This window comes from Dictyoglomus turgidum DSM 6724, from assembly GCF_000021645.1.
Taxonomy (GTDB): domain Bacteria; phylum Dictyoglomota; class Dictyoglomia; order Dictyoglomales; family Dictyoglomaceae; genus Dictyoglomus; species Dictyoglomus turgidum.
On sequence record NC_011661.1, the window covers coordinates 451,473 to 478,119 of the forward strand.

The window sequence follows — 26,647 nt, forward strand, 5'->3', positions numbered from 1 at the left end:
GGAGGTTATTTTCATGGACTTATCCTGTAGTTATGTGGGGCTTAGGCTTAAAAATCCCATTATTATTGCCTCTTCAGGACTTACAGAAAACTTAAAAAACATGAAAAAATGTGAAGAAAATGGTGCAGGCGCCTTAGTAGTTAAATCTTTATTTGAAGAAGAAATTTGTAGGGTTTCACCAACTCCACGTTTTGAAATAATAAGTCGCAGTATGGGACCATTAAGATCTCAGACCTTTTATTCCTTTGAGCAGGCAAGTCCTTTTGAGCCTGAAGAATACTTCAAAGAAATAAGCAAGGCTCTTAGTGTTTTATCTATTCCTGTTATTCCAAGTATAAACTGTATTACCGATGATGGATGGCTAAAATATTCAAAGATGGCAGAAGAAGTAGGGGCTCCTGCATTGGAATTAAATGTTTCTTGTCCTCATGCTTCTATATCCTTTCGTGGACAAGATGTGGATGAAACAATTCTTCATGTAGCAAGAATTGTGAGAGAAAATGTGAAGATTCCAATTGTTGTAAAACTACCTATGCAACTTTCCTCTCCCCTTGCTGTGGCAAAAGCCCTTGAAAACATTGGTGTAGATGGAGTTGTCATGTTTAATAGACTTACAGGGCTTGACATAAATTTGGATACAGAAAAACCAATCCTTCATGGAGGTTATGCAGGACACGGAGGTCCTTGGGCTTTTAATTATGTGTTAAGGTGGATCTCCACTTCTCGTCCTCATTTAAAGCTCTCCATAGCTGGCTCTGGAGGAGTGGGAAGTGGAGATGATGTGGCAAAGTATATACTTACTGGGGCAGATGTGGTCCAGATATGTAGCATTGTATATCTTATGGGGTATGAAATCATTCCAAGAATAATTGATGGGCTAAAGAAATTTATGGAAAACAAAAAATATAGTACTTTAAGTGATTTTAGAGGAAAAGTATCAGGTAAAGTTATTCTTGGAAATTATGAGATTGATAGAAGACATCTATATGAAGCCTATATAAATTCTGATTTATGTACCTCTTGCGGAATATGTAAAAAAGTCTGTATTTATGATGCGCCAATAGAAAAAGATGGTAAGTATTTTATAACTGACCTTTGTGATGGATGTGGACTTTGTGTGAGGCTTTGTCCTACCAAAGCTATAAGTATGGTTTTTGTGGGAGGAAGAGAGAATGCAAAAAATTAAAGGAGATGTGATCGTAATTGGGGGTGGAGGTGCGGGTCTAAAATCTGCTATTTCTGCTTATGAAAAAAATCCTTCTTTGAAAATTGTGCTTATCTCCAAAAAGCCCATTGGAACCGGCGGAGTTACTGCTAATGCTTTCTCTGATAGGATGGCTTTTCATGCAACTTTGTCCTATACATTACCTCCTGAAAATAATTACCTATACCATGCCCTGGACATATACAAAATAGGCGGGGAAGTTTCCGATTATAACCTTGCAGAAATTCTTGCAAGAAGAAGCGAAGAAGAAATTAGTTATCTTATCTCTCTTGGAGTACCCTTTGTAAGGAAAAAAGATGGGAAGATAGATCAATTCTTAACTGATGGCTCTGAATATCCTAGAGCTTGCTATGTGGGACCTAATACCGCTATTGAAATTGCAAAAGCATTAAAAAGAAGACTGAAGGAAACAAAAGTAGAAGTTTATGAAAATATAATGGTTTATGATTTTATTGTTAAAGAAAATAGAGTGATTGGAGCAAAGGCAATAAATGTGGTATCTCAAGAGAGATATTTAATTCAAGGAAAGGCATTTATTTTAGCAACAGGAGGAGCGGGAGAGCTTTATTATCAAAATGTCTTTACCTCGGAGATGACAGGGGATGGTTATGCAGCAGCATTAAGAGCAGGAGCAGAACTGGTTAATATGGAGTTTATGCAAATAGGAATATGTCATCCTACTATTCTTTTTGCTGAGTCGGGAAGTATGTTCCGGGCTCTCCCTAAGATTGTAGATGAAAATAGAAAAGAATTTTTGCCGGATTATCTTTCCGAGGAAGATAAGAGAAACTTATGTGTGCTTGAATTTAAAAAAGGAGCTCATTGGCCTATTTCTTATGAATCTCCTACAAAGGTAATAGACTTAGCAGTTTATTACCACATAAAGAATGGACATAAGGTATTTATGAACTTTATGGAAAATCCATCATATTTAGATTATGAAAATATCCCTGAAGAAATTCTTTTGTGGAGTGAAAAGACAGGAAAAGAAATCTTTAAGGGCACTACTCCTTATGAGAGGCTTCAAAAAATTAATCCCCAAATCATTGATTGGTTAAAACAATATAACATTGATCTTTCTAAGGAGCTTCTTCCTATTCAAAATGCCCTACAACACTTCCAAGGAGGAGTAAAAATAGGGGAAAATGCAAACACATCTCTTGAAGGTCTTTTTGCTGCAGGAGAAGTAGCGGGGGGTCAGCATGGAGCTAACAGACCTGGTGGTAATTCTCTTCTGGATACTCAAGTTTTTGGAAGAATTGCAGGTGAAAATGCAGTACTTTATGCAGAAAGGAATGATTTTGTGGAGTTTGAAATAGAGGAGGAAAGAGTTAATGGAGAAATCTCAGCAACCTTAGCAAGAAAGAAGGTAAAAGATGTAATATCGGAATATGGGTTTTTAGTAAGGATTGAGGAGGATATAAAGAATGGTCTTTTAGAACTTAAGGAAATTAGGAGGAAAGGGATATATCCTGACGAAAAGGGTCTTTCCTATTATTATGAGACTATAAATATGCTAGACACAGCCGAATTAATTCTCAACGCAATTTTAATAAGAGATGAGAGTAGAGGTCCTCATTTAAGGTTTTATAGGTTTTCTCCTCCCATTATGGAATTTGTTCCTAAAAGACCAGAATGGAATAAATATATTGTTTTTTATAAAAGGAATGGAGAATTAAAATTTGAGATAAGGGAACCTGTGAGGCCTAAGGTATGATTATGAAAGCGAAAATTGCAGTTCTTGAAGGATTTAAAAAACCCCTTGTAATAAAACATTTTGATATTCCTCCTCTTCCCCAAGGTAGTATTTTAGTAAAAATGGTTGCTTCAGGTATCTGTGGCTCGGATCTTCACATGGTTGATGGAGAGGATCCAAGGGTACCTTTGCCTATAATATTAGGACATGAGGGGGTAGGGGAGATAGTAGAGATAAATGGAGAGAAAAAGGATTTAAATGGGGATACTCTTAAAAAGGGAGACCTTATCATATGGGATAGGGGAGTAGTCTGTGGCGAGTGTTATTTTTGCAAAGTTTTAAAAACTCCTTATCTTTGTGAAAATAGGAAAATTTATGGAATTAATAGATCTTTTAAAGATTATCCTTATCTTACTGGTGCCTATGCGGAATATATAATTCTTGAGAAGAAGACTGAAATTTTAAAATTGTCTTCTAAGACAGATCCTACGGTACTTGTTATGGCAGGATGTTCTGGAGCAACTGCTGTTCATGCTATTGACTCCCTTGAAGATAATCTTCTTGATAAAACAGTAGTGGTTCAAGGAGGAGGACCCCTTGGTATTTTTGCTTTAGCTCTTTCCAAGTTTCAAGGAGCTAAAAATACTATTCTTATTACAGGAAGTAGTTTTAGAAAAGAAATCGCAGAAAAGATAGGAGTAGATGTAGTTCTTGATAGAACTATATTAAAAGAAGAGGAAAGAATAAATAAAATCCTTGATATGACCTATGGAAAAGGTGCAGATGTAGTTATAGAGGCGACAGGAACTAATAAGGCTATACCAGAAGGTTTAAGAATTTTAAGAAAGGGTGGCACATATATTGTAGTGGGGGTTGCGTCTCCTCAAGAGAAGGTTCCTGTAGATTTTTATGATGTCTCTTCAAAAAACATTACCATAAAAGGTGTATGGGTAAGCGATGCAGAGCACTTTAAAAAGGCAGTTTCTTTTCTTGAAAAGAATCAAGATTTGTTTGCTCCTGTGGTTACCCATAAAATTTCTTTGGATGAGATAAACCATGGATTAGATCTTGTAAGGGAAAGGAAAGCAGGCAAGGTGGTTATAGAAAAATTTTAGGGAGGATTTCGATTATGAATGATGAATCTTTAAGTGGAGAGAACTTAATAACTATATTTAAGGCAGGAAGACGTGCTCTTAAAGTAGGGAACTTTTCTCCTGCTTAGATAAAATAAAAATTATTTTTTATGTGGTCTCTTGCAAAGCAAAAAATGCAACAGCAAGAAGTATTTCAGCTATCACAATCATTATGACTCCTATGAGTAGTATTAAAGTAATAGTTCCATAAAGATAAAGATTTCCTGCTGTTTTAAAAGTACTAATGTTAGTCAGTTGAGACACTTCTAAGAGGCAATTCCTTAAATGTAGCTATAATCTTAATTATGTAAGAGAGAATTAACAATAATATTCCAAAACCAATTAATCTATCCCCAAAAGTAGAACTTAAGGAGAAGACACTAATCCCAATATTACCTATTGCAATAAATACAATAATTAAGCTTACGATTGTTAAAATAAACCAAACTTTTTCACTCCTTAGAACTTTATAGAGGGGAGAAGGTTCTCCCCTCCCTTTTTAAGCTGTAGATTTATTTATGAGTTTGTAAAGTGGGCAATATCTTAAAGCAGCGGTTAATACAAGAATTGTCCCAATTATATGGAGAATTACACCCCAAGCAGTCCCTGATACTACTCCCCATTTAGTCAAGTGAGGAAGAACTATACCAATGATAACTCTTATTACTGCATCAGTTTTTCCTACATTCACTTTTTTCACCCCCTTTTAAATTTGTAATAAGTATACATATAAATATAAAAAAATTCAATATGTTATTAAAAAATTATGGTTTATAATTTTAACTAGTATCTCTATGAGAAGGGAGTGAGCTTTAATGAGATTTATAGATCTAAGAAGTGATACTGTTACAAAACCAACAGAAGAAATGCGTAAGGCCATGTATGAGGCAGAAGTTGGAGATGATGGATATGGAGAAGATCCTACAGTAAATTTATTAGAACAAAAAGCGGCAGAACTTTTAGGGAAAGAGGCAGGACTTTTTGTGGTATCGGGGACTATGGGAAATCAAGTAGCTTTATTAACTTGGACTCGTCCTGGAGATGAAGTTATACTCGAATCAGAATCTCATATTTATTATTATGAGGCAGGAGGAATGGCAGGAAATTCTGGGGTTCAACCATTTTTAATTGATGGGGAAGAGGGGGTAATGCCAATAGAAGAGATCGAAAAAGCCATAAGACCTAAGGGGAGGGTTTTTCCTAAAACATCCCTTATAGTTCTTGAAAATACTCATAATAGAGCTGGTGGGAAAGTTTTACCTCTTGAATATATGAAAGAGGTTTATGAAATAAGTAGAAAACATGATATTCCTATTCATCTTGATGGAGCAAGGATATTTAATGCGGCTATTTATTTAGGGATTCCTGCTAAGGAAATTGCAAAATATGCGGATTCAGTCATGTTTTGTCTTTCTAAGGGGCTTTCTTGTCCTATGGGATCAGTTCTTGTAGGGTCTAAGGAATTTATAGAGGAAGCAAGAAGAAAGAGGCAAAGGCTTGGTGGTGGATTAAGACAGGCTGGAGTAGTTGCTGCATGTGGGATTGTTGCTCTTGAGAGGATGATTGACAGATTAGTAGAGGATCATGAAAAAGCTCAAAATTTGTATAACTTTTTAAAGGATATAGAAATTTTTAGTGTTAAAAAGCCTGATACTAATATTTTAAAGGTGAGAATTAAAATTAATAAAAAAGCAAGAGAATTTTTAGAAGAGTTTAAAAAATATGGACTTCTTGCCACAAGTTTTGATGATGAAACTTTAAGGTTTGTAACTCACAAAGATGTATCCTTTGAGGATATAGAAAAGGCAAAGGAAATCATTTATAAAGTATGGGAAAGTATTAGTTGACAGATAGCATTTTTAGTAGTATAGTTTTATAAAAACGTTTTTATATACGTTTTTAAAAAGGGGAGGCTTGTTATGAAAGGTCTTGTTGTGATTTTACTTTTTTCCTTGTTCTTTGTACCCTCTTTTGCTATCCAGGAATATCCCAAACCAGACAAGCTTTGTGCTTTAACCTTTGATGATGGGCCTGACGCAAGACTTACTCCAAGGGTACTTGACAAGCTTGAGAAATACAATGTGGTTGCCACCTTTTTCTTAGTAGGACAAAGGATAAACAGTAGTGTAAAACCTGTCCTTGACAGAATGGTAGCCATGGGATGTGAGTTTGGAAACCATTCTTGGGACTATAACCCCATGGACAAAATGGATCCTGAGATGATTAAAGAGTACATAAAAAGGACTAATGAAACTATACAGGCATATACAGGAAAGGTTCCTCAGTTTTTCCGTCCCCCAAATCTTGCCGTATCAAGGACCATGTTTGATGTGATTGACATGCCTTTTGTAAGTGGAGTTCTTGGTTTTGATTGGGCAGGTTGCGATAGAACTCCTGAAAATATTGCCAATAATGTTTTAAAAGGCATAAAAGATGGTGCCATCATACTTTTACATGACGTACAGCCAGAGCCCCATCCAACGCCTGAGGCTTTAGACATCTTAATCCCAGCTCTCAAGAAAATGGGTTATGAATTTGTCACTTTAACTGAGCTTTTTAAGAGGAAAGGAGTAGATCCTAAAGATCCAAAATATAAATATAAGCTTTGGGTCTATGTAGAGCCATAAAGGCAAGGTAGGGGAAATTTAGGAAAGGGAGGGAGAGAGGTTTTATCCTCTCTCCCTATATTTTTATTTTACTTCTTCTAACTTAACTTCTTTTAAGTAAACTTTTCCTATAGCGGGATTTGCTGTTTTTCCAAGCTCAAAGGAGAGATTTGCCCTTGGATCTTGAGTGTTGTTGAAAGTGAATTCAAGAGTAAAGGTTTGCCAATCAGTAGTGAGATTATAACTTTGGTTAGCATATAGAGCATAAGTTGTTGGATTCAAGAATTTTACATTTATATCTCTTGGATTTTCTGCCTTTGCCTGGAAGGTTAATCTATAAGTCTTTCCTGCAGAAAGTCCTACCCATTGGTTAAACTGGACATGCCAAGACTCCCATCCTGTATCTTGCACATCTACTATTGCCATCTTATTTGTGGTATCAATATTTGCGGATGCGGTTCCACCCATGCCATAAGGTGATCCATACCATAAGAACCAATCGTCGGGCCAATTTTGTTGATCGTTTGTGAATGGATATTCAAAGCTTCCATTATTTACTTCTTCCATGGTTACCCCTTTGTATACCTTGATGTAGTCTACGTACATTTTCTGTGGAAATACAGTGGTGTCATCAGGATATCCAGGCCAATAACCACCCACTGCTACATTCATTATTATGAAGAATGGGTGATCAAATACCCAATTTCCATAAAGTTCAATTTCTGGTCTTGTAATGGTGAAGAATTTCTGATCATCCACATACCATGATATTCCAATGGGATCCCATTCTATTGCAAAGATGTGGAAATCCTGGGAGAAATCTCCAGAAGGAAGAGTATAATTACTTCCTTTTCCACTTGCTCCAGAATATCCTGGACCATGTACTGTGCCATAGACTTTGTTAGGTTCGTGACCTAAAAGCTCCATTACATCTATCTCACCACAATTGGGCCAACCTACAGTGGTGATATCCTCACCAAGAAGCCATAAAGCAGGCCATATTCCTTTTCCTTTTGGAAGTTTTGCTCTAAATTCTATCCTTCCAAATTTCACATTAAACTTTCCTTGGGTTTTCATTCTTGCGGAGGTGTAATTGTATGAGCCATATTGGTCAGTGACACTTTCCTGTTTTGCTTCTATAACCAATACTCCGTTATCCACATATGCATTTTCTTGCTTGTAATATTCAAGTTCTCCGTTGCCCCATCCGGGAATGCCATTTGCCTGTCCGTTTCCAATCTCAAAGCTCCATATATTTTCATTTATTGATGTACTGTCAAAGTTCTCTTCCCAAACTGTCGCATACCAATACTTTTGTCCTAAGGCTGGTGGAGGTGCAGGAGGTTCTGCAGTACCAACCTTTATAAGTTTTACGTTATCAATATAAATAGTTCCATCATCTTGACCAAGTTGAAATTCAAACCTTGCGTTTTCGTCAGTTTCATAAACCATCTTAAATTGGAAAGTATAGGTTTGTCTTGTAGTAGTAATATTTATGGCATAGCCTCCCGATTGATCTACTTGCCCTGATGGACCTGGATTGTATGGGGTCCATCCTTTATATCCGTTTGCTCCTACCTTAACTCCAATCTTTCTATTTTTACTTGCCCATGCATCGAAGCTTACCTCATAGATCCCTAAGTACTCAACTTTAATTGGGGATTGCAATACTTGTACCGACCAACTATTGGGTCCTCCATTAGTTATGTCAACCTTTAATACTCCATTTTCTACTTTTCCTGTGGCTTGCGCACCATCTCCAATCCTAAAAAGCCATGTTCCTTGTGTATCAAAATCACCATTGGGAAGTTCTGGATAGCTCTCACTTATATAAATTAATGGTTTTGAAAAATCTCCATTTTGAAGAATGTTTTGTTCTGTGACAGGTGGAGTTTGGGGCTTTGGGGCGCAGCCTGTAATAAATAATATCATTAAGGTAAGAAGGAGAAAAGAGAAATATTTTCTCATTTTTTATTCCCCCTTTACTTAAAGTTTGGGAGTCAAATAAGAGCTAATTTGTTTTAGTGAATTCTGTTTACCTTATCCCTCCTTTCTTTGTTTGATTTCAGAAAATAACAAATTCTTTTAATATTAGTTTAAAACTAAGTAAATATTGTTGTCAATAAGGGGTTAAACCGATTACAGTATAGGTTTATTCTTTTTTTCTAAGTTTTACCGCAGTTCCATATGCCAAAATTTCTGCAACTCCTTGCATAATTTGAGTTGTACCAAACCTCACCCCTATTACTGCGTCAGCGCCTAATCTTTTTGCCTCCTCAATCATCCTATCTAATGCCTGTTCTCTTGCCTCTCCAATTAATTTTGTGTATTCTACAACCTCACCACCTACTAAATTCCTAAAACTTGCCAATATATCCTTTCCCACATTTCTTGCTCTTGCAGTGCTTCCTCTCGCAATTCCTAAAATTTCAGATACCTCGTATCCAGGAATATAATCAGTTGTAGTAATAATCATCTATCTTCAACCCCCTTACCATTTTATGTCTTTATACTTTTCTTCTTCTCTCTTACTTTTAATTCTCTCTTTTAAAACTTTTATGAAGAGGAGACCAAAGGCTAAAATCAAAAGGAGGCTAATCATACCTACTGGAAATGCCATTATAGAACCAACGATTATTAAGAGAAGCCATACTATCACAATGATAGAAAGAATAATGTAAGCAATTTTCTCCATCTCTGAACCCCCATGAAAATTGGTGCGGATGGGGGGACTTGAACCCCCACGGGGTTTTACCCCACAAGATCCTGAATCTTGCGCGTCTGCCATTCCGCCACATCCGCAAAATTTTTCTTTTATATTTTATCAAATTTTAGAAAGAAGTACCATGTATAAAGGCATTATCACAACACTAAATAAAGTAGTGTATGTAATCATGCTTACTGCAAACTCATAGTCTCCCCCATACATTCTTGCCACAATAGAAGAGTTTACCATAACAGGCATTGCAGACATAATTATGAATACATCCCTCATAAGCTTAGGAATAGGGATAAAAAATTCTAAAATTATTACAAGAACTGGAGTAATTAAAAATCTTCCTAAAAAGGTTAGAATAGCATCCTTATCAAGTTTAAATTTCTCAAAGCCCATGTGGTACATTGTTATACCCACATAAAATAAAGAGAGAGGAGTAGTAAGGTTGCCAATTAGTTTGAAGCTATCAAATAAAAATTTGGGAGGTTTAAAATCTATTAAAACTATTACAACACCTATTAAGAATCCAATAAAGGGGGGATTAAAGATCCTCTTTAATAAAACTAAGCTTAAGATCTTTTCTCTTTTTTCTTGAGTATCCAAGATAATCCCATAAACTCCAAAGCTCCACCATATGGTAGTATTCGCCATGTAGTAGAGAAGGGTATAAGGTGTAGCAATATCTCCAAAAAGAGCTTGGGACATGGGAAGCCCTATAAAAATAGAGTTAGAAAGAGAGAAGATTCCTGCTAAAAGTCCTCTCCTTCCTTTTCTTGTTTTAAAGATTATGGCTAAAAGGTATCCCAAAAAGTAGGATATAAGGATTGATAAAAATGGAATAATAAGTCCTTTTGCAGAAGAAATAAGGTCATTTTTTGTGAAAAAAGAAGAGATATTTACAATCATGCTTAGAGGAAGACTGAGATTTAAGACTATTTTGGCAAAAAGATCTGCGGTTTTTCCCTCAAACCATTTTTTATGGGTGAGTATATATCCTATGGCTATAATAATAACTATTTCTAATACTCCTTGTAGAGCAGAGAAAAATACCCTCATAACTTCCTCCGTTTTTTTTAATAAAGAATAACACAGATTGTTTTTTTAACTAAGATGAAAAACTTAAATTTGAAGTATGTAATATAGCTTTGCTCCTTTCATACATGTTGCAATTTTGTGTTTTGAACAAGCCTTGCTTATTTTCATTGGGAAGCCTTTTTAGGAGGGAGTCTGATCTTATTACTGCAAGTAAAGAAAATTTTCTAAGGAAAATTTAAGCTTCTTCTAAATCTCCTTTAAGAGTGTCCATTTACAATTAAAACCGAACTCAAGGGAAACCTTGAGAAAAAAATAAAAAGTGGAGGTGGTATCATGAAGTTTAAAGGATTTGCAGTTTTGAGTTTAGTGATTTTAGGATTGCTTTCCTTAGCTTATGCTTATGGCCCTAGGTTTGGAGGATATCTTGCTCAAACTAATGTACAACTTACCAAAATATCGGGTACAGTTAGTAAAATACTAAATACTCCTGCGTTGACAATAACAGTAAAGACAGCAAGTGGAGATAAAGAAGTAATTCTTGGACCCGCATGGCTACAGATAAAGGAACTGAAAGTAGGAAGCAAGATAGAGATAGAAGGATTTGAGTCTCCAGTAAGCAAGAATTTTAAAGCAGTTAAAGTTGTAGTGGATGGAAAAGAAGTTTTGAATTTATCAAAGAGTGTAAGTTATGGAAATCCAGGCTTTGGTAGTCCAAGAGGAAGAAGAGGTTTTAAAAATTATCAAAATTGTCCATGTTTAAGTTTACAGACTAATTAAAGAATAAAAATGAATTACAATTCTTTGGGGAAGCCTAAAAAGCTTCCCCTTTTTTTTAATTTTCAGAGAGAGCTTTTTTAATAGTAGAAATTGCCTCTTCGGTATTCATGTTTCTTATATCCACACCTACATGTCTTGTTCTATCAAAGCCTGCTTTTTCAAAAGCATCTCTAAACATTTTTGCTTGCATTTTAGGGTCACATCCTGCAATAACTAATTTTTCAATACTATCTCCATCTTTTACAAAAGTTGAAAGGAAATTGTCTCCATCATCAGCACAAAGCTGAGGATGAATAGCTACAAAATCAATAAGTCCCTCTCTCCTTAAAGTATTTGCTATCTCAAAAATGTTCATGTTCTGAAAAGATGGACAGGTTCCTTGACATACACAAAGAAGAAGTCCCTTCATTGTAGTTCACCTCCATCGGTCATAATTTTTACTTTATCTCCTACAAAACTTATTGCTCCCGTAGGGCATGCACCTTTTAAGCATCCCTTACAAAAATCTACACATTCTTCTGGTCTTACTACTATAGGTTTTTTATCTTTTACATCGTAAACTCCATGTGGACAAAAGTTTACGCAAGCAAGACAACCTATACATTTTTCATAATTAATAACAGGATACCAAGTTTTGGACATGCTTTTTAACCTCCCTTTTTATGAGTGTTTATTTATTTAAAACTTCCTTTGCAATTTTCTCTGCTATTCTTTCCACATCTTCATCATCAAAATCTAAAGTAGGAGCTTTTTCTATACCTTCTTTCGCTATGGTTATCTCGTATGTAGGCTCAATTCCCTGATTTCTTATTACTTTTGAGGCACATTCTAATTGACATCCATTTATAACTATTAATTTTCTTGCATTTTTAGCAATATTAATATGGACTTTTGAGCCTGCAGCTATGGCACTCAAACAGCACATTCTTGCTCCTTCATTTTCTTTTGTTAATTTAATTGCCACTTCATTTCCTACTTGTCCTACCGAGGAGGCACCATCACAGGCCACTATAATGTCAAGATTTTCAGCTTCCGAAGCACAGTGTGGTAAAATTTGCCACCCACCCTTAGACATAACTCATCATCTCCTTTCAAAATTTTCATTTCACTGCTTTTGCTATTTCTGACCAACGAGGATCATTTACTCCTATTACGCACTTATTTTCTTCCCTTAAAGATACCCTTAATTTTAAAAGCTCCATATTTCTTGAGATTAGTTCATTGGGAATACTTAAAACTGCTTTATATATATTTTTTAAAAACTCATCTTCAGGATCTTTTATGGAATAAAGTACTCCTCTTCCTACTCTCTTTTCTTTTACTAGCCCTTCTTTTTTAAGGTCATTTAAATATTTGGAAGTATTATAGTGAGACTCTTCAAGAGCATCGGCAATCTCGCAAACATAATACTCTTCTCCCATTTTAAGAAGAAGAGAAAAAACTTTTAATCTTTTTTCTTCGGAAAGGACTTTAAATATCCTCTCATATCTTTCCATTTATAACCCTCCATATGCTAATTTTTCCATTTGCCCATATTAGCATATGAAAAATTAAAATTCAAGTTAAAGTTGTGTTAAGACATTTTTTTGATATAATTTTTAAAAAGTATTTCCCAAGGAGGTGTTCTATTTCATGGAGAATACTGCTCTTTTGAAAAAGAGATAGATTCTTATATTTTTAGGAATAATCATCTATGTTTGTCTTGGGACTGTTTACTCATGGAGTGTATTTAGAAAGCCTCTTGAAAGTATTTTACAGATTTCGGCTTTTCAAAGTGGACTTCCCTATATGCTCTTTTTATTCTTCTTTGTTCTCTTTATGGCATTCTCTGGAAGATATATCAGTAGGTTTTCTCTCAAATTAATTATTTTCGTAGGAGGACTTTGGGTTGGTATTGGTTGGATCCTTTCTGGAATTTTTAAGAGCATAAATGTCATTGCCATAACTTATGGAATTATCGCAGGAAGTGGAGTAGGAATAGTATATGGGGTACCTATTTCAGTAATTTCCAAATGGTTTCCAGATAAAAGGGGACTTGCTATGGGGCTTGTAATTTCTGGATTTGGGTTATCTCCCCTTTTACTGCACCCTTAGCAAGGTATTGATAGTGCTTATTGGTATGGTATTTAAGCTTCCTCCAGCTAATTTTTCTGTGGGTTCTGTAAAACTTGAAAAGAAAAAGATATTATCAGAGTTAACCACAAAAGAGATGTTAAAGAACCCTAAGTTTTATGGGCTTTGGTTATGTTATACTGTAGGTACTTTAATAGGGCTAATGATTATAGGAATAACGAGTCCTGTAGGAGAAGAAATAGTAGGACTTGATCCTAAATTTACTGCAAGTTTGGTTTCCTTTTTTGCAATTTTTAATGCTGTAGGAAGACCCCTTTTTGGATGGATAACAGATAAGATTTTTCCAAGAAAAGCAAGTTTTATCTCTTATCTTATGGCTATAACTGCATCTTTCTTTATGATTATAACTGGTGGTAATAATTTGACATTGTATATAATTTCTTTTTCTCTTTTCTGGTTAATTTTAGGATCTTGGCTTGCTATTGCTCCTGCATCTACCGTTATTCTTTTTGGAGAGAAGAATTATAGACAAAATTATGGTATAGTTTTTACTGCTTATGGTTTTGGAGCAATTCTTGGTGGAATCATTTCAGTTATGTTGAGGGATATTTGGGGAAGCTATTTTTATGTATTCCATGTAATAATAGGATTGGGTATTATTGGTATGCTTATTGCAGGAATATTATTGAAAGAAGATTAAATTACCTCTTTTAAATACTCCTTTACTTCCCATAGAGAATTAAAGACTTTATAGGCTCTTTTGAGGGTTTCAGGATGGGGTGGCTTAAAGTCAATAATAAGAAGGGGGGTCATCCCAGCCCTTTTTGCTGCAAGCACTCCATTATCTGAATCCTCAAGAACAATACATTCCTTAGGGTTAGCCTTAAGTCTTTGAGCAGTAAGCAAAAATATATCAGGCTCTGGTTTGCTTTTTTCTACATCGTCTCCACACACAATCACGTCAAATTTATTTAAAATTTTAGCTCTTTCAAGAAGGGGAATAGCCCTTTCCCTCTCTGTAGATGTAGCTATTCCTCTTGGTATCTTCTTTTCATCAAGAAAATCTAAAAGTTCAAAGAATCCGCCCTTTACAGGTAGACCATTTTTCTCAATATATTCCTCTATAAGCTCCTTTTTTCTTTTATATATCTCGTCAAAGGGTATATCTCCTAAATACTTTTTAAAAATTCTTTCTGTCTCTAAAATGTTAACTCCCACAGTCTCATAATAAATCTCTTCGTTTATAATATATCCAAACTCTTCTAAGGCTTTTTTCCAGAAGATATAACCCAGCCTCTCAGTATCAAAAATGACTCCATCCATATCAAAAATTACTGCCGAAACCTTCATATTCTCCTCTTCAAAATTTTTATAATAAAAATAGTAAAACATATTGATTTTTGTTTTTCAAGGGTAATGGATATTACTGACTATGATTTAGAGGTTGAATATGCCCAAGAGATGAAGAAAAAGAATCAGGCAAAAAGTATGTGAAATTTGAAAACAGAATGATTTTAATATAAAAAGTTAAAATCTATCTTTTCAAGGCATGGAATATAGTTTTTGCATACATTTTAAGGGACAGTAAAGAGAAGAGCTATTCCATTAAGTGTTGATGAAGTTCTTATTTCCTTAAAAGGCAGGACAATACAAAATAGGATTTGGGTTATAAATAGAAGTAAGTCGTTGGACTGTTTTTTAAATCTTTGATCTTGAAGGAATTTTTTGTTTTTTCTATACTTTAATTGATAGATAAAAGTTGGGAGGCATTTATGGTTAAGTATAAATTTCCTGAGGGTTTTTTGTGGGGGACTGCAACCGCATCTCATCAAATTGAGGGCGACAATTTTTACAATGATTGGTGGGAATTTGAAAAACAAGGCAAGGTGAAAAATGGACAAGTTTCTGGAAAAGCTTGTGATAGTTGGAATAGGTATGAAGAGGATTTTGATCTTATTGAAAAGCTGAACAATAATGCCTATAGGTTCTCCATAGAGTGGAGTAGGATAGAACCCGAGGAAGGAAGGTTTGATGAGTCTGCTCTTGAAAGATATAGATCTATGCTTATTTCTTTGAGAAGGAGAAACATAGAGCCGTTTGTTACTTTGCATCACTTTACTAACCCCTTATGGATGGCCAAAAGGGGTGGATGGCTAAATCCAGATATTATTGATTATTATTTACGCTATGTAAAGAAGATTGTAAGTGAGTTTAAAGATCTAGTAAATTATTGGATGACCATAAATGAGCCCAATGCCTATGCTTTTATGGCATATCTTTATGGACAATTTCCACCCCAAGGAAAAAGTTTAATAAAGATGCTCCGAGTTTTGAATAACATGGCAAAGGCTCACGCTAAAGCCTATGAGGTTATCCATCAGATATCTCCTGACGCAAAGGTAAGCATTGCCTATAATGTGATCTATTTTGAACCTAAAAACCCTAATTCTTTTATAGATAGAAAATTTGCTAATTTTGGGGATAGAATTTACAATAGGGTATTCATAGAAACTCTTCTTACTGGGAAATTTTCCTCTCCCTTTATTAAAGAAGAAATTCCATACGCAAAGAATACCTTAGACTATCTTGGAATAAACTATTACACTAGGATACTTATGGGGCTAAAGATGGGATCTCCTGAGGGAGAAACTTCAGATTTTGGTTGGGAGATTTATCCTGAGGGAATTTATAAAGTAGTAAAAAGATTTTACGGTTTAACAAAAAAGCCTATTTACATTACAGAAAATGGGATATCTGATGCCAAGGATGAAAAAAGACCAAAATATCTCATCTCTCACCTTATTCAGCTTCATAGAGCTATAGAGGAAGGAGTAGATGTGAGGGGATATTTCCATTGGTCATTGATGGACAATTTTGAGTGGGCTGAAGGATTTTTACAAAGGTTTGGACTTTTTGAGACCGATTTTAATACCTTTGAGAGGAAATGGAGAGAAAGTGCCAGGATATATAGTGAGATTGCAAAAAACAATGGAATAACAGAAGCTATGGAAGAAAAATTTCTTAAATAGTATAGATTTTATCTTCGGGGATGTAATTTTTAACTTTTGAGGATATAAAATTTAAAAGTTCTTCTTTTGTGGAAGGAGAGTAAGTATAGGCATCTATATCCTCTACATAAGGGAAGAGAGTAATCTCATTTTCAAACTTTTTTCTCATCCTTTTTAAATACTCCTTAGGAATTCTAAATACACCTATGGTGATATCTTGAATTTTAGATGCTGGTATTTCACTAAATATATAATCTATAAATTTTTTATAAATCTCTTTCCAATTTTCCACGAGTATTATAGGATCAAAGCTCAATCTTACTTTCCATCCATCATGAATTGCCCTCTTTATGGTATTTATCCTTAAAGAAAGATTCGGAGTTTTCTCATACCTTTCAATAATCTCTTGGGGAAGGAGGGTCCAGGCTAAGATAATATTAGGGGACGGCTTTAAATTTTTAATTGCCGTATAATTGACACTTTTTGTTCTCACTTCAAGAATTAGATTTTCTTTTGAATAAGCATAATTTACAAATCTGCTAAAAAAGGGCACTATTTCTTCCATAGCTAAAAGATCAGTCTCATAAGAAGGAGACAAATAAAGGGGATGTTTTTTAAGGATTTCATCTATCTCTTTAAAGTAATCTTCTATATTAACAAATATAACTATGTTAGCAGAAGAGTACATGCCCTTTAAGAAACAATAATCACAGTTGAAAATACAATTTACTATAAGATTGGCGTAATAAAAATATGGGTGTCCAAAATTTTGGCAAAGGGATGATGCAGGGGAGAGGAATTTTTCTCTTTTTTTTGCAAGGATTAATTTTTTACTCAGCTCTTGTAATTTATAATTTTGTCTTGGCCTTGAAAATACCTCTTTATAATGGTTAACAGTGATTATTTGAGAATTGGGAAATTTTTTAAGGATCTCCTTAGTTATTTCATGAGATATTATCTCCTTTTCCACATATATATGGGAAAAGGGTTTAGAAAGTAAGGAAGTTCTTAAGCTTTTCAAAGTATTCTTTACCTTCCTTCTTTGAATTTACTTTTATATTTACAAACTCTTCTATTTCCTCAGGAATTTGTTTGTATCTTATAAGATATATTTTCAAAAGCTTTTTTAATTCTATCTCCATAGATCTTGTAAGATGTAAATTGCTTTTTAGCTTTTCTAAAATCTCTTTGATTTTTTTATCTTCTCTTCTTTGAAGATATTTTTCATTAAGAGTTAAAAGAGAATTAATAAAATTTTCTATCTTAAAGATATTTTTTATTATAATTTCTTGAACCATTTTGGGATCAATCTTATCAAAATCTAAAAGGTCATACACTATTTTTATACAGTGAATGTTATGGGAATACAAAAAAGAAGAAGCGGCCTCAAAAAATCCTGCCCCCTCCATATCTACAATGTCCCCCTCTATCTCTTCTTGATGACATTTTCTTACAGGAAAATCAAAACTCTCAAGGGATGCTTCCTTCATATCGTGGCTAATTAAAATGTCAGGATAAAATGCTCTTTTAGAATTGTGGTTGATTATTTTATTACATAAGATTAAATCTCCTTTCGAGAAACCACCGTCTTTTGCCCCACAAATACCTATATTTAATGCAATATCTTCATTTTTCCAGCCATATTTCGTTAATAAATAAGTAGTAGCTATAGCAGAGTTTATATTACCTTCTCCGCTTATTATTAAAAAAATCTCATCTTTATTGAAAATTTGAAATTTTGATGAATCATTTAACTTTTTAAGATTGAAGTAGTCTATAATAGGCTTTCCTTCAACATAAAAGGCGATAGTAATGTAGATCATAAGAAGCTAAGGAAAAGGGTTATATTTAGCAGAGTTACAATAATCCCGATGGTAATTAAGATAATATTATCTATCTTTGAGTTTTTAAATTTTCCCATAACTTTTTCCCAGGAAGTAAGCCTGATTAAAGAAAAGATAGTGAAAGGAAGTTGAATACTCAGCATTATTTGACTCCAGATTAATCCCTGAAAAGGATTAGAAATAAAAAATATTACAAAAAGTGCTCCTATTAAAGTAATTAATATTCCTATACGGGTATGATTGTCTTTGACATCAAAAGGCTCATTAGACATTCCAGCCCATGTGCTTCCTCCTGCCATCCCTGCGGTCATGGAGGAAGAGAATCCTGAGAAGATAAGAGCAATAGCAAAGACGTATGAAGCAAGGTGTCCTAATAGGGGTTTCAAAGTTAAATAAGCTTGAGGAAGCTCTGTGATCAAAATACCATTTTTATAAAAGGCTTCTGCAGCAATAAGGATCATGGAGCTGTTTATTGCCCAGCCTACAAGCATTGCTCCAATGGTATCTAAGTATTCATATTTCAGTTGTTTTCTTATGATGCTCTCATCTTCTAAATTCCATTGTCTGCTTTGGATAATCTCCGAATGCAAGAAAAGATTATGGGGCATAACTACAGCTCCTAAAACACTCATGATTATGGGAATGGAATTTTGAGGAAAAGAAGGAATTATCCATCCTTGTATTGCACTTTTCCAATTTATTTTCACTAATGAAAGCTCAAAAAGAAAAGAAAGACCTATAAGAGATACAAAGCCAATAATATATTTCTCAATTTTTCTATAGCTATTAGAAAGTAGCATCAGTATTACCACAATAGTAGTAATGAATGCCCCTATATTTATAGGAATGTTAAAAAGCATATTAAGCCCAATAGCAGCTCCTAATATCTCTGCAAGGGCAGTAGAGATAGAGGCAAGCATAGCAGTAACAAGGACAAAATAACGAAGAAATTTAGGGAAATATTTAGAGATAGCTTCTGAGAGACAAAGTCCTGTAGCAATTCCTAAGTGGGCTGCATTATGTTGTAAAAATATGAGCATTATGGTGGAGAGGGTTACCATCCAAAGTAATTTATACCCAAATTGCGATCCTGCTGCCATATTAGAGGCCCAATTACCAGGGTCAATAAACCCAACAGTTACTAAAAACCCAGGACCTATATATTTTAATATCTCAAGAGCTCCTAAAGTGGGCTTATGTCCTTTCAAAAATCTCTGCATAAATTTTCTCATATATGATATAGATTTTATTACATAATTTTTCTCTTTGCAATTAATGACAGTGGTTTCAATCCCTTATAGGTACGCTACAAACAAGTCTGGGACGTGGTCGAACTTGTTGAGATTTTGAAGTTTCAATCCCTTATAGGTACGCTACAAACAGAGTGCCCGGGGTAGGCTTCTACCCCGGGAGATCCTGTTTCAATCCCTTATAGGTACGCTACAAACTGGATGGATACATGGGTAGGCCAAAAAAATCTAACACGGTTTCAATCCCTTATAGGTACGCTACAAACCTCCTCGCTTTTTCTTCTTCTTTCTGTTTAATTTTGGTTTCAATCCCTTATAGGTACGCTACAAACTTGTGAATTCTGAAATGTATGTGTTCTCATTTCGTTGTTTCAATCCCTTATAGGTACGCTACAAACCAATAGCTACGTCATAAACATCTTGGTCTGTCGCTGGTTTCAATCCCTTATAGGTACGCTACAAACTTTAAAGGAATAACTGCTTCTGCTCCTTTTTCCCCGAGTTTCAATCCCTTATAGGTACGCTACAAACTGCTTTGCCAAGTGTCTTTTACAAGCATATCCCAAAGGTTTCAATCCCTTATAGGTACGCTACAAACAGCCGAAAAAGAATTCGACGAATATTTGGTAGAATTCGTTTCAATCCCTTATAGGTACGCTACAAACGTATACCCAATCCTCTTCTATGTGGAATTCCACGAGAGTTTCAATCCCTTATAGGTACGCTACAAACATGATCCTGAAATATGGCAGGAGATCCTCAAGGCAATGTTTCAATCCCTTATAGGTACGCTACAAACGAATACAAAGAGAAAAAGATGAACAGGCGGTCCAAAGTTTCAATCCCTTATAGGTACGCTACAAACTGTTTGAATGATACTGCTGCGGCAGACTACCCTGGTTGTTTCAATCCCTTATAGGTACGCTACAAACGTTTCCAAAGAATTTTTGGAAGGGGAGTGAAGAGAAGTTTCAATCCCTTATAGGTACGCTACAAACGATGTCTGAAACATTTGCTGAAATGGAAGCAGCGGCGTTTCAATCCCTTATAGGTACGCTACAAACACGGAGACTGGACGATATCGGAGGCGTAGTATGGAAGGTTTCAATCCCTTATAGGTACGCTACAAACTTCTCCTTTAGAAGTTTTAGGAGAAGTTAAAGATGTGTTTCAATCCCTTATAGGTACGCTACAAACATAACGGTTAAGGACTTAGGAGACGGTACTTACAAGTGTTTCAATCCCTTATAGGTACGCTACAAACCTGATGAAGAATACGAAAAACTCGAGGAGGAATTTTGTTTCAATCCCTTATAGGTACGCTACAAACGATGTCTGAAACATTTGCTGAAATGGAAGCAGCGGCGTTTCAATCCCTTATAGGTACGCTACAAACCTCCAACCTCTTGTACATAAGAAAATACGGATACAGTTTCAATCCCTTATAGGTACGCTACAAACTGATAAGACGATCGAAAAATCAACAGAGGCACTTACGTTTCAATCCCTTATAGGTACGCTACAAACATTGATTCCTCCAAATTTTCCATTCAAACAAAAGAGGGTTTCAATCCCTTATAGGTACGCTACAAACCTCCCTCCTTCACGTTTATCTTGGCCTCAAGCCTTTGTTTCAATCCCTTATAGGTACGCTACAAACGAAGCCCGTGCTGACTCACGAAGAGCATCCATGGCTGTTTCAATCCCTTATAGGTACGCTACAAACAGATGGAGAGAAGCTGTTTAAGTACGGCGTATGGGAGTTTCAATCCCTTATAGGTACGCTACAAACAGAGACAAGTACTGTTATTTTGAAAAGAGGGATAAGGTTTCAATCCCTTATAGGTACGCTACAAACCGTGAAAAAGAGCCAGTAGCCGATTTTGAGGTTGCTATAGTTTCAATCCCTTATAGGTACGCTACAAACCACTTGTGGAAATCACGAGCCAGGGAGTCTCACTCCTGTTTCAATCCCTTATAGGTACGCTACAAACTTGAGGAAGTTTCCACAAAGAATAAAATCGGCGTAAGTTTCAATCCCTTATAGGTACGCTACAAACAGATGGAGAGAAGCTGTTTAAGTACGGCGTATGGGAGTTTCAATCCCTTATAGGTACGCTACAAACAAATTAGGATGTGATAAACTTACATCTCCACTTGACAGTTTCAATCCCTTATAGGTACGCTACAAACTCCAACTTCTTGTGTAGGCTCATTTATTTCCTCCAAGGTTTCAATCCCTTATAGGTACGCTACAAACGGCTTTTCCATTGGCTGGCGCTAAAGCAAGATGGAAGTTTCAATCCCTTATAGGTACGCTACAAACTTAAGAAATTCATCCACATTTTTATAATGTTGGTTGGTTTCAATCCCTTATAGGTACGCTACAAACGTAATTGAGAAGAATCGTTATGGAGACAAGGGTGTCAGTTTCAATCCCTTATAGGTACGCTACAAACAGATTTTGTAAATATCAACGAACCTGAAAAAATTTTTGTTTCAATCCCTTATAGGTACGCTACAAACAAAGTAGCCCCCACAACTTTTTGGAAATATCCCAGGGTTTCAATCCCTTATAGGTACGCTACAAACACTTCATCTCTATCGATTACCAAAATATTTCCTATTTCGTTTCAATCCCTTATAGGTACGCTACAAACTAGCCAAAATCCTCATAAAAATCTGGGAAATCTTCTTTGTTTCAATCCCTTATAGGTACGCTACAAACTACTTTTTATCAACCAGACCGAACCAAAACTACTCCTGTTTCAATCCCTTATAGGTACGCTACAAACTTTACTCATCCTCAAATTCATAGGAAAGGAGGTGAAGTTTCAATCCCTTATAGGTACGCTACAAACTTAAACTAAAAATCATCGGGCAAATCTGGCAAATTAGTTTCAATCCCTTATAGGTACGCTACAAACTCAATACCCACTGCCCCAATAGTTTGAAAACAGGAAAGTTTCAATCCCTTATAGGTACGCTACAAACGTAAATAAACCATCCAACCATGAATTACTAGAAAATGTTTCAATCCCTTATAGGTACGCTACAAACGCAAAGAAGAAAGGCATTTCTATTTCAAGGGTTGCTTGTTTCAATCCCTTATAGGTACGCTACAAACTTTCTATGTTATCAAATATACTCCTTGCCCTTCAGCTTGTTTCAATCCCTTATAGGTACGCTACAAACATGTTATATAAGGAGATAAAATGAACAACGATGAATGTTTCAATCCCTTATAGGTACGCTACAAACGAAACCTTACTTCAAGCCTGTCTCCATAACGTCCATGTTTCAATCCCTTATAGGTACGCTACAAACTTTCTTTTAATTCGATATATAATTTCGCAAAATCTAAGTTTCAATCCCTTATAGGTACGCTACAAACGAAATTTTGGCTGTTTCTACAAGAAAAGTAATAAGAAGTTTCAATCCCTTATAGGTACGCTACAAACCTTCAATGGGATGCTTTTGTAGGTTTGCAAGTGCAAGTTTCAATCCCTTATAGGTACGCTACAAACCCGTAAAAAGGGCAAAAAAGCTACCGCTTAAAATTAACTACCCTTATAGGTACGCTACAATTTTGAGGATAATATAGCATAAAAAGAATAAGATGTAAAGAGGTATGGAATGGAAAATTTATAGGTCTGTCGATCCCCCGGGGTTTAGGGGGTTATTGGGGGTCGACGAAGAAATAAGCTTTTAAGAATAAAATTAAAAACTTTTAAATGAAGTATTTAAGAAGATTTTAGAGAGATTCTACTCAGAAAAGTTAGAAAATTTTTATGAAATTGAGTAATAATGAGGTTTTTCTTTAAAAATTTGCTTTGATTTTTTGTTACAATTTCTGTCGATCTTAAAAAGTTTAGATAAAATAATGTTTTTGTTGAATGGTATTATGTAACAAATTTAAAGCCTACCAGCTGAGATGAGTTTATGCCTCAGCTGGTAGATTATAAAGTTAGGAAGAAGTTTTTCCTGAGAGATTAAGTATTGCTTGAGACAATTCATTTATTGCTTTTGTAAGATTTTCAAGTCTTGTTTCTATTCTTATAAGAAGGATCAAGGAAACCACAATGGGAAATCCTAAATTACTTATAAGTTGAGTGATGTCAGTCATTTTTACACCTCCATATGGATATACTTTTTTAATTTATCGATCTTTACATAAGAAAATCCAAGTTTTTGCGCCATTTCGTAGGCTTTTTCAATATCATTGCAGGTTATATCACATGCCATTCCTTTCATATGTTTTGAATTTGGAACTCCTTTAACTTCCTTGTTATGCTTCTCACATCTATATCCGCTAGTAATTTTTATTTTTAGCCCACTGGCAATTAATTTTTCCAAATTTTCCAAAAGAGTGGGATGAAGCATTACTTTATTACAACATGGACATTCAAAATCCTTCAAATAAAAGTTTTTGGATACTTTTATCTCATTTATCCTAAGCATTTTTATCCTCCCTATGTTCCATGCTTAAAATAATCTTTGATATGAGAAGGGGAAGAAATTGCTTTTCTAAAAAAGTAGGAAAGCATTCTGGACATATTGGATTTTCGTCTATGAAAAATATGAAATTTTTCTTTTTACCACAGATTTTACAAGTGTAGGCAGGAAAAGCTTGGTAGAGGAAACTAAATTTGAATTGTACCTTTTTAATAATGCTCTCTAACATGGATTTTCCTCCCTTTTAATGGGGCGGATTCTCTCCGCCCCAAGTTTTATTTTTTATTAGTCATAATAATCACTTATATTGGTCTCTATTACTCTTGCATCAACTTTTTCTACCAAGTCTCCTGATCTTCCTTGGAATATATTTTGGCTTATAATAATATCCATAGCATTTAATATTTCTTGCTCCGTTATATTGTCCTTAGGTTCTGGAACTCTTATAGTAAAATTGCTTCCACCGCTGTCTTTAAAGATCATTCTTATGTATCTTCTTGAACTATAGGTTGCCATTTTTTCACCTCCTTTTAGGTTAATCTTTTAAAGAATTAGGCTTCTATAATCTCTTCGTCATTGGTTCTTACTACTTTTACTACAGGATACTTTTGTAAACTTCCTAAAACTTGAGCAACAGTATATACTGCTTCATCAGTAGCATCGGGCTTTATATTGTTAAAACTTCTGTTTCTTAATACTGGATTTCCAGATTGAACCCCAATCTGCACTCTTAAGATGAGACGAGAATTGTAAGGTAAAGATTGTACTGGCATTTTTTTCACCTCCTTTCTTTTTGATCTCCAATAAATAAATCCATGGGGTGGGTGACAAAAAGGAAAATTTTTATGTGATATAATGAGGTTAAAAATTTTATGGGGGGTAGAAAAGATGAAATATAAGCTTTTTATTTTAATTTTTTTGATTTTTATTATTACCACTGTTTTTTCCCAAACTTCTCTTGTGGTTTATCAACAAAATATAGGTGTTTTTTCTTTTGATAAAGAAGTGGAGTTAAAAAAGGGATTAAACTTTGTTTCTCTTGAAGAAGTTGGAGGTAGCGTCTCTTATAATAATTTATTTGTTCTTTCCACTTTTGGAAATACTATAAGAGAGATTGTTTATCCCTCCTTAGGGGTTTGGATTGAAGCAAAAGAGGACACTAAAGACATTTTAAAAATTTATATTATAGTTCCCAATATTAAGTGGAGCTCCAATCATATGTTTTTGATTGATGGAAATAAGATAAGATTTTTTACCGAGGTAATTATACAAAATTCATCAGATATGAACTTTCAAAAGGTTAAAATGGCTCTTCTTTTAGGAAGTTTAAGTATGGAAAGAGATTCGTATGGTGTTTCAAAAATGTCTCCTCTTTTAGCTGAAGCTACACCTTCGTTACCAGAGGTAGAATCTATTGAGGGTTATAAACTTTTTGAGATTCCTGGTGAGTGGAGTATATCTCGGGGTGCTATAAAGCTAATTCCTCTTATTGATACGGTAGTAGAGGACCCTATTAAAAGATATGTGTTAGGATATATGGGGAATATGAAAAATGTCTATATCCTCTGGAATATTGAGAATAAAAAAGAAAAAGGGCTTGGAATTCCAATTCCCTCAGGAAAAGTGAATATTTTTACTATGGAAAATGGCAGAGTTGTCTTCTTAGGTAGCGCCAATATTTCTGATGTATCGGAGGGAGAAAAGATAGAGGTTGTTCAGGGACAGGATTTTGATCTTACTTCTGAAAGAAGGATCCTTGAGGAGAAAAAGAGGATAGAGGGTAAATATGAAATTACTGAAAGATCTGTTTCTATCATTATAAAAAATGCTAAGAAGGAAAAAGTTTTAGTAGAGGTTTGGGAGTATATTTCAGGAGACGAGATAGAAATAAAGAGTAGTAATTTTAGATATGAGAAGATAGATAAAAACAATTTTAGGTTTTATGTAGAAGTGGAACCAGGTAAAAGTGCAGTTTTAAATTATACATGTAGTATTAGAAATTTGCGATAAAGCGATGTTCATTTTTTCCTAATAATGAGTTATAATTTTTCTCATGAAAAGGAGGCGATTTTTCAGCTTAAGAAGTTTATGGCAAACCATAAGCTTAATTGTTGTTAATTCCTATTTTTTAGCGCCTTGGGGCAAGTATATTCCTGTGCCAGTTTTTAATTGTTATTCTTGTCCTTTGGCAAATTTTGCATGTCCTATTGGTACTTTGCAGCATTTTATTGTTCTTCATAAATTTCCCTTTTTTACCTTAGGAGTTTTATTTCTTGCTGGCATTCTTTTAGGAAGATTTTTCTGTGGATGGATATGTCCTTTTGGATTTATTCAGGATCTTCTTTATAAAATTCCCACAAAAAAGCTTGCAATTGAGAATAAATTTGCTACTTTTATAAGATGGAGCATTTTTATAATTTTAGTGATAATTATTCCCTATATAACCCTGGAGCCTTGGTTTTGTAAACTATGTCCTGCTGGAACCCTTGAGGCAGGTATTCCTCAAATACTTCTTCATCCTCCTTTAAGAAGTTTAATCGGATTTCTTTTTGGGATTAAAATCCTTATCCTCATAGGTTTTATTATCTCTAGTATATTTATCTCAAGACCTTTCTGCAGGTTTGTATGTCCTCTTGGAACGATTCTTTCTGTATTTAATAAGATTTCTTTTTATCATCTTGAGGTGAAACCAACCTGTCCGGAATGTAGCCTTTGTAAGCCTAAGTGTCCTATAAATATTGAAGTGTATAAGGATCCAAATTCTCCTCATTGTATAAGATGTCATGAGTGTTTCTCCTGTGGACAGGTTAAATTGAAAATTAGATAAAA

General features: G+C 34.8%; 29 protein-coding genes, 1 tRNA gene, 1 pseudogene and 1 CRISPR repeat array. Of the genes and pseudogenes, 11 read left to right on the plus strand and 20 right to left on the minus strand.

What is annotated here, in order from left to right:
- Positions 1-13: 13 nt before the first annotated feature.
- Genes DTUR_RS02255 through DTUR_RS02265 form a run of 3 tightly spaced genes read left to right on the plus strand, consistent with a single transcriptional unit; the run spans position 14 to position 4,036 of the window.
- Positions 14-1,186, plus strand: a complete 1,173-nt coding sequence (locus tag DTUR_RS02255; protein WP_012582831.1) for a 4Fe-4S binding protein — start codon at positions 14-16, stop codon at positions 1,184-1,186.
- Positions 1,173-2,942 carry an FAD-binding protein gene (locus DTUR_RS02260; RefSeq protein ID WP_012582832.1) on the plus strand — a complete coding sequence of 590 codons (1,770 nt, stop codon included), beginning with the start codon at positions 1,173-1,175 and terminating at the stop codon, positions 2,940-2,942. Before DTUR_RS02255 ends, DTUR_RS02260 begins: the two co-directional genes overlap by 14 nt.
- Entirely contained in the window at positions 2,939-4,036 is a 1,098-nt protein-coding gene (locus DTUR_RS02265) for a zinc-binding dehydrogenase (protein WP_012582833.1), read from the plus strand. The genes DTUR_RS02260 and DTUR_RS02265 overlap by 4 nt, the downstream gene beginning before the upstream one ends.
- Positions 4,037-4,162: 126 nt before the next feature.
- On the opposite strand, the pseudogene DTUR_RS02270 reads toward DTUR_RS02265, so the two are convergent.
- Both DTUR_RS02270 and DTUR_RS02275 read right to left on the minus strand, forming a co-directional pair.
- Positions 4,163-4,327: pseudogene (locus DTUR_RS02270) on the minus strand (DUF996 domain-containing protein); the annotation flags it as partial.
- Positions 4,328-4,553: 226 nt separating this feature from the next.
- A complete protein-coding gene (locus DTUR_RS02275; RefSeq protein WP_012582834.1) occupies positions 4,554-4,745 on the minus strand; it encodes a YgaP family membrane protein in 192 nt (63 codons plus the stop codon).
- A 124-nt stretch (positions 4,746-4,869) separates the two neighbouring features.
- On the opposite strand from DTUR_RS02275, the gene ltaE reads away from it, so the two are divergent.
- Positions 4,870-5,901, plus strand: coding sequence for a low-specificity L-threonine aldolase (ltaE, locus tag DTUR_RS02280; RefSeq protein ID WP_012582835.1), 1,032 nt, complete (start codon positions 4,870-4,872; stop codon positions 5,899-5,901).
- A 72-nt stretch (positions 5,902-5,973) separates the two neighbouring features.
- Positions 5,974-6,681 (plus strand): polysaccharide deacetylase family protein, encoded by a 708-nt coding sequence (locus DTUR_RS02285; protein WP_012582836.1) that lies wholly within the window; start codon positions 5,974-5,976, stop codon positions 6,679-6,681.
- Between the two features lie 63 nt (positions 6,682-6,744).
- Here the strand turns inward: DTUR_RS02285 and DTUR_RS02290 are convergent, their stop codons facing one another.
- From DTUR_RS02290 to DTUR_RS02310, 5 genes are all read right to left on the minus strand, one after another.
- Complete coding sequence (locus DTUR_RS02290; protein ID WP_012582837.1) at positions 6,745-8,628, minus strand: family 16 glycosylhydrolase; 1,884 nt, start codon at positions 8,626-8,628, stop codon at positions 6,745-6,747.
- Between the two features lie 184 nt (positions 8,629-8,812).
- Positions 8,813-9,136, minus strand: a complete 324-nt coding sequence (locus DTUR_RS02295) for a YbjQ family protein (protein WP_012582838.1) — start codon at positions 9,134-9,136, stop codon at positions 8,813-8,815.
- A 15-nt stretch (positions 9,137-9,151) separates the two neighbouring features.
- Positions 9,152-9,355: a hypothetical protein gene (locus DTUR_RS02300; RefSeq protein ID WP_012582839.1), complete on the minus strand. Its 204-nt coding sequence runs from the start codon at positions 9,353-9,355 to the stop codon at positions 9,152-9,154.
- A 20-nt stretch (positions 9,356-9,375) separates the two neighbouring features.
- Positions 9,376-9,462, minus strand: a tRNA-Leu gene (locus DTUR_RS02305).
- A gap of 22 nt (positions 9,463-9,484) precedes the next feature.
- Positions 9,485-10,432, minus strand: a complete 948-nt coding sequence (locus DTUR_RS02310) for an AEC family transporter (RefSeq protein WP_012582840.1) — start codon at positions 10,430-10,432, stop codon at positions 9,485-9,487.
- Positions 10,433-10,744: 312 nt separating this feature from the next.
- Here DTUR_RS02310 and DTUR_RS02315 point away from each other — a divergent pair, with 312 nt between their 5' ends.
- Positions 10,745-11,188, plus strand: coding sequence for a hypothetical protein (locus tag DTUR_RS02315; protein ID WP_012582841.1), 444 nt, complete (start codon positions 10,745-10,747; stop codon positions 11,186-11,188).
- Positions 11,189-11,243: 55 nt separating this feature from the next.
- Here the strand turns inward: DTUR_RS02315 and DTUR_RS02320 are convergent, their stop codons facing one another.
- The 4 genes from DTUR_RS02320 to DTUR_RS02335 are packed head-to-tail and all read right to left on the minus strand — an operon-like array spanning position 11,244 to position 12,684.
- A complete protein-coding gene (locus DTUR_RS02320; protein WP_012582842.1) occupies positions 11,244-11,597 on the minus strand; it encodes a hypothetical protein in 354 nt (117 codons plus the stop codon).
- Positions 11,594-11,830 (minus strand): 4Fe-4S dicluster domain-containing protein, encoded by a 237-nt coding sequence (locus DTUR_RS02325; protein WP_012582843.1) that lies wholly within the window; start codon positions 11,828-11,830, stop codon positions 11,594-11,596. Before DTUR_RS02325 ends, DTUR_RS02320 begins: the two co-directional genes overlap by 4 nt.
- A 28-nt stretch (positions 11,831-11,858) precedes the next feature.
- The gene (locus DTUR_RS02330; protein WP_012582844.1) at positions 11,859-12,263 is read right to left on the minus strand and encodes a putative zinc-binding protein; all 405 of its coding nucleotides are present in this window, start codon (positions 12,261-12,263) and stop codon (positions 11,859-11,861) included.
- 25 nt (positions 12,264-12,288) lie between these two features.
- A complete protein-coding gene (locus DTUR_RS02335; RefSeq protein ID WP_012582845.1) occupies positions 12,289-12,684 on the minus strand; it encodes an ArsR/SmtB family transcription factor in 396 nt (131 codons plus the stop codon).
- A 262-nt stretch (positions 12,685-12,946) separates the two neighbouring features.
- On the opposite strand from DTUR_RS02335, the gene DTUR_RS09530 reads away from it, so the two are divergent.
- Both DTUR_RS09530 and DTUR_RS09535 read left to right on the plus strand, forming a co-directional pair.
- Positions 12,947-13,282, plus strand: coding sequence for an MFS transporter (locus DTUR_RS09530; protein WP_278007876.1), 336 nt, complete (start codon positions 12,947-12,949; stop codon positions 13,280-13,282).
- Positions 13,283-13,307: 25 nt separating this feature from the next.
- On the plus strand, positions 13,308-13,961 hold the full coding sequence (locus tag DTUR_RS09535) for an MFS transporter (RefSeq protein ID WP_207285086.1): 654 nt from the start codon (positions 13,308-13,310) through the stop codon (positions 13,959-13,961).
- Here DTUR_RS09535 and DTUR_RS02345 read toward each other — a convergent pair.
- Positions 13,958-14,611 (minus strand): HAD family hydrolase, encoded by a 654-nt coding sequence (locus DTUR_RS02345; RefSeq protein WP_012582846.1) that lies wholly within the window; start codon positions 14,609-14,611, stop codon positions 13,958-13,960. The genes DTUR_RS09535 and DTUR_RS02345 overlap by 4 nt on opposite strands.
- A 422-nt stretch (positions 14,612-15,033) precedes the next feature.
- Between DTUR_RS02345 and DTUR_RS02350 the strand changes: the two genes are divergently transcribed.
- The gene (locus tag DTUR_RS02350) at positions 15,034-16,290 is read left to right on the plus strand and encodes a glycoside hydrolase family 1 protein (RefSeq protein WP_012582847.1); all 1,257 of its coding nucleotides are present in this window, start codon (positions 15,034-15,036) and stop codon (positions 16,288-16,290) included.
- Here DTUR_RS02350 and DTUR_RS02355 read toward each other — a convergent pair.
- The 8 genes from DTUR_RS02355 to DTUR_RS02390 form a co-directional block, all read right to left on the minus strand.
- Positions 16,283-17,290 carry an SPL family radical SAM protein gene (locus tag DTUR_RS02355; RefSeq protein ID WP_012582848.1) on the minus strand — a complete coding sequence of 336 codons (1,008 nt, stop codon included), beginning with the start codon at positions 17,288-17,290 and terminating at the stop codon, positions 16,283-16,285. The genes DTUR_RS02350 and DTUR_RS02355 overlap by 8 nt on opposite strands.
- On the minus strand, positions 17,259-18,092 hold the full coding sequence (locus DTUR_RS02360; protein WP_012582849.1) for a 5'-methylthioadenosine/S-adenosylhomocysteine nucleosidase family protein: 834 nt from the start codon (positions 18,090-18,092) through the stop codon (positions 17,259-17,261). The genes DTUR_RS02355 and DTUR_RS02360 overlap by 32 nt, the downstream gene beginning before the upstream one ends.
- Positions 18,089-19,333, minus strand: a complete 1,245-nt coding sequence (locus DTUR_RS02365; protein ID WP_012582850.1) for an Nramp family divalent metal transporter — start codon at positions 19,331-19,333, stop codon at positions 18,089-18,091. Before DTUR_RS02365 ends, DTUR_RS02360 begins: the two co-directional genes overlap by 4 nt.
- A 64-nt stretch (positions 19,334-19,397) precedes the next feature.
- Positions 19,398-22,890: a CRISPR direct-repeat array (repeat unit 30 nt; unit sequence GTTTCAATCCCTTATAGGTACGCTACAAAC).
- Between the two features lie 440 nt (positions 22,891-23,330).
- A complete protein-coding gene (locus tag DTUR_RS02370) occupies positions 23,331-23,489 on the minus strand; it encodes a YvrJ family protein (RefSeq protein ID WP_012582851.1) in 159 nt (52 codons plus the stop codon).
- A 2-nt stretch (positions 23,490-23,491) separates the two neighbouring features.
- Positions 23,492-23,824: a YcbK family protein gene (locus DTUR_RS02375; RefSeq protein WP_012582852.1), complete on the minus strand. Its 333-nt coding sequence runs from the start codon at positions 23,822-23,824 to the stop codon at positions 23,492-23,494.
- Positions 23,817-24,047 carry a hypothetical protein gene (locus DTUR_RS02380; RefSeq protein ID WP_012582853.1) on the minus strand — a complete coding sequence of 77 codons (231 nt, stop codon included), beginning with the start codon at positions 24,045-24,047 and terminating at the stop codon, positions 23,817-23,819. Before DTUR_RS02380 ends, DTUR_RS02375 begins: the two co-directional genes overlap by 8 nt.
- Before the next feature lie 56 nt (positions 24,048-24,103).
- Positions 24,104-24,334 carry a DUF2922 domain-containing protein gene (locus tag DTUR_RS02385; RefSeq protein ID WP_012582854.1) on the minus strand — a complete coding sequence of 77 codons (231 nt, stop codon included), beginning with the start codon at positions 24,332-24,334 and terminating at the stop codon, positions 24,104-24,106.
- A gap of 35 nt (positions 24,335-24,369) precedes the next feature.
- The gene (locus tag DTUR_RS02390) at positions 24,370-24,591 is read right to left on the minus strand and encodes a DUF1659 domain-containing protein (protein ID WP_012582855.1); all 222 of its coding nucleotides are present in this window, start codon (positions 24,589-24,591) and stop codon (positions 24,370-24,372) included.
- Positions 24,592-24,706: 115 nt separating this feature from the next.
- Between DTUR_RS02390 and DTUR_RS02395 the strand changes: the two genes are divergently transcribed.
- Together DTUR_RS02395 and DTUR_RS02400 are read left to right on the plus strand one after the other, a co-directional pair.
- Positions 24,707-25,828 carry a hypothetical protein gene (locus DTUR_RS02395; protein ID WP_012582856.1) on the plus strand — a complete coding sequence of 374 codons (1,122 nt, stop codon included), beginning with the start codon at positions 24,707-24,709 and terminating at the stop codon, positions 25,826-25,828.
- Positions 25,829-25,871: 43 nt separating this feature from the next.
- The gene (locus tag DTUR_RS02400; protein ID WP_012582857.1) at positions 25,872-26,645 is read left to right on the plus strand and encodes a 4Fe-4S binding protein; all 774 of its coding nucleotides are present in this window, start codon (positions 25,872-25,874) and stop codon (positions 26,643-26,645) included.
- The last annotated feature ends 2 nt before the right edge of the window (positions 26,646-26,647 follow it).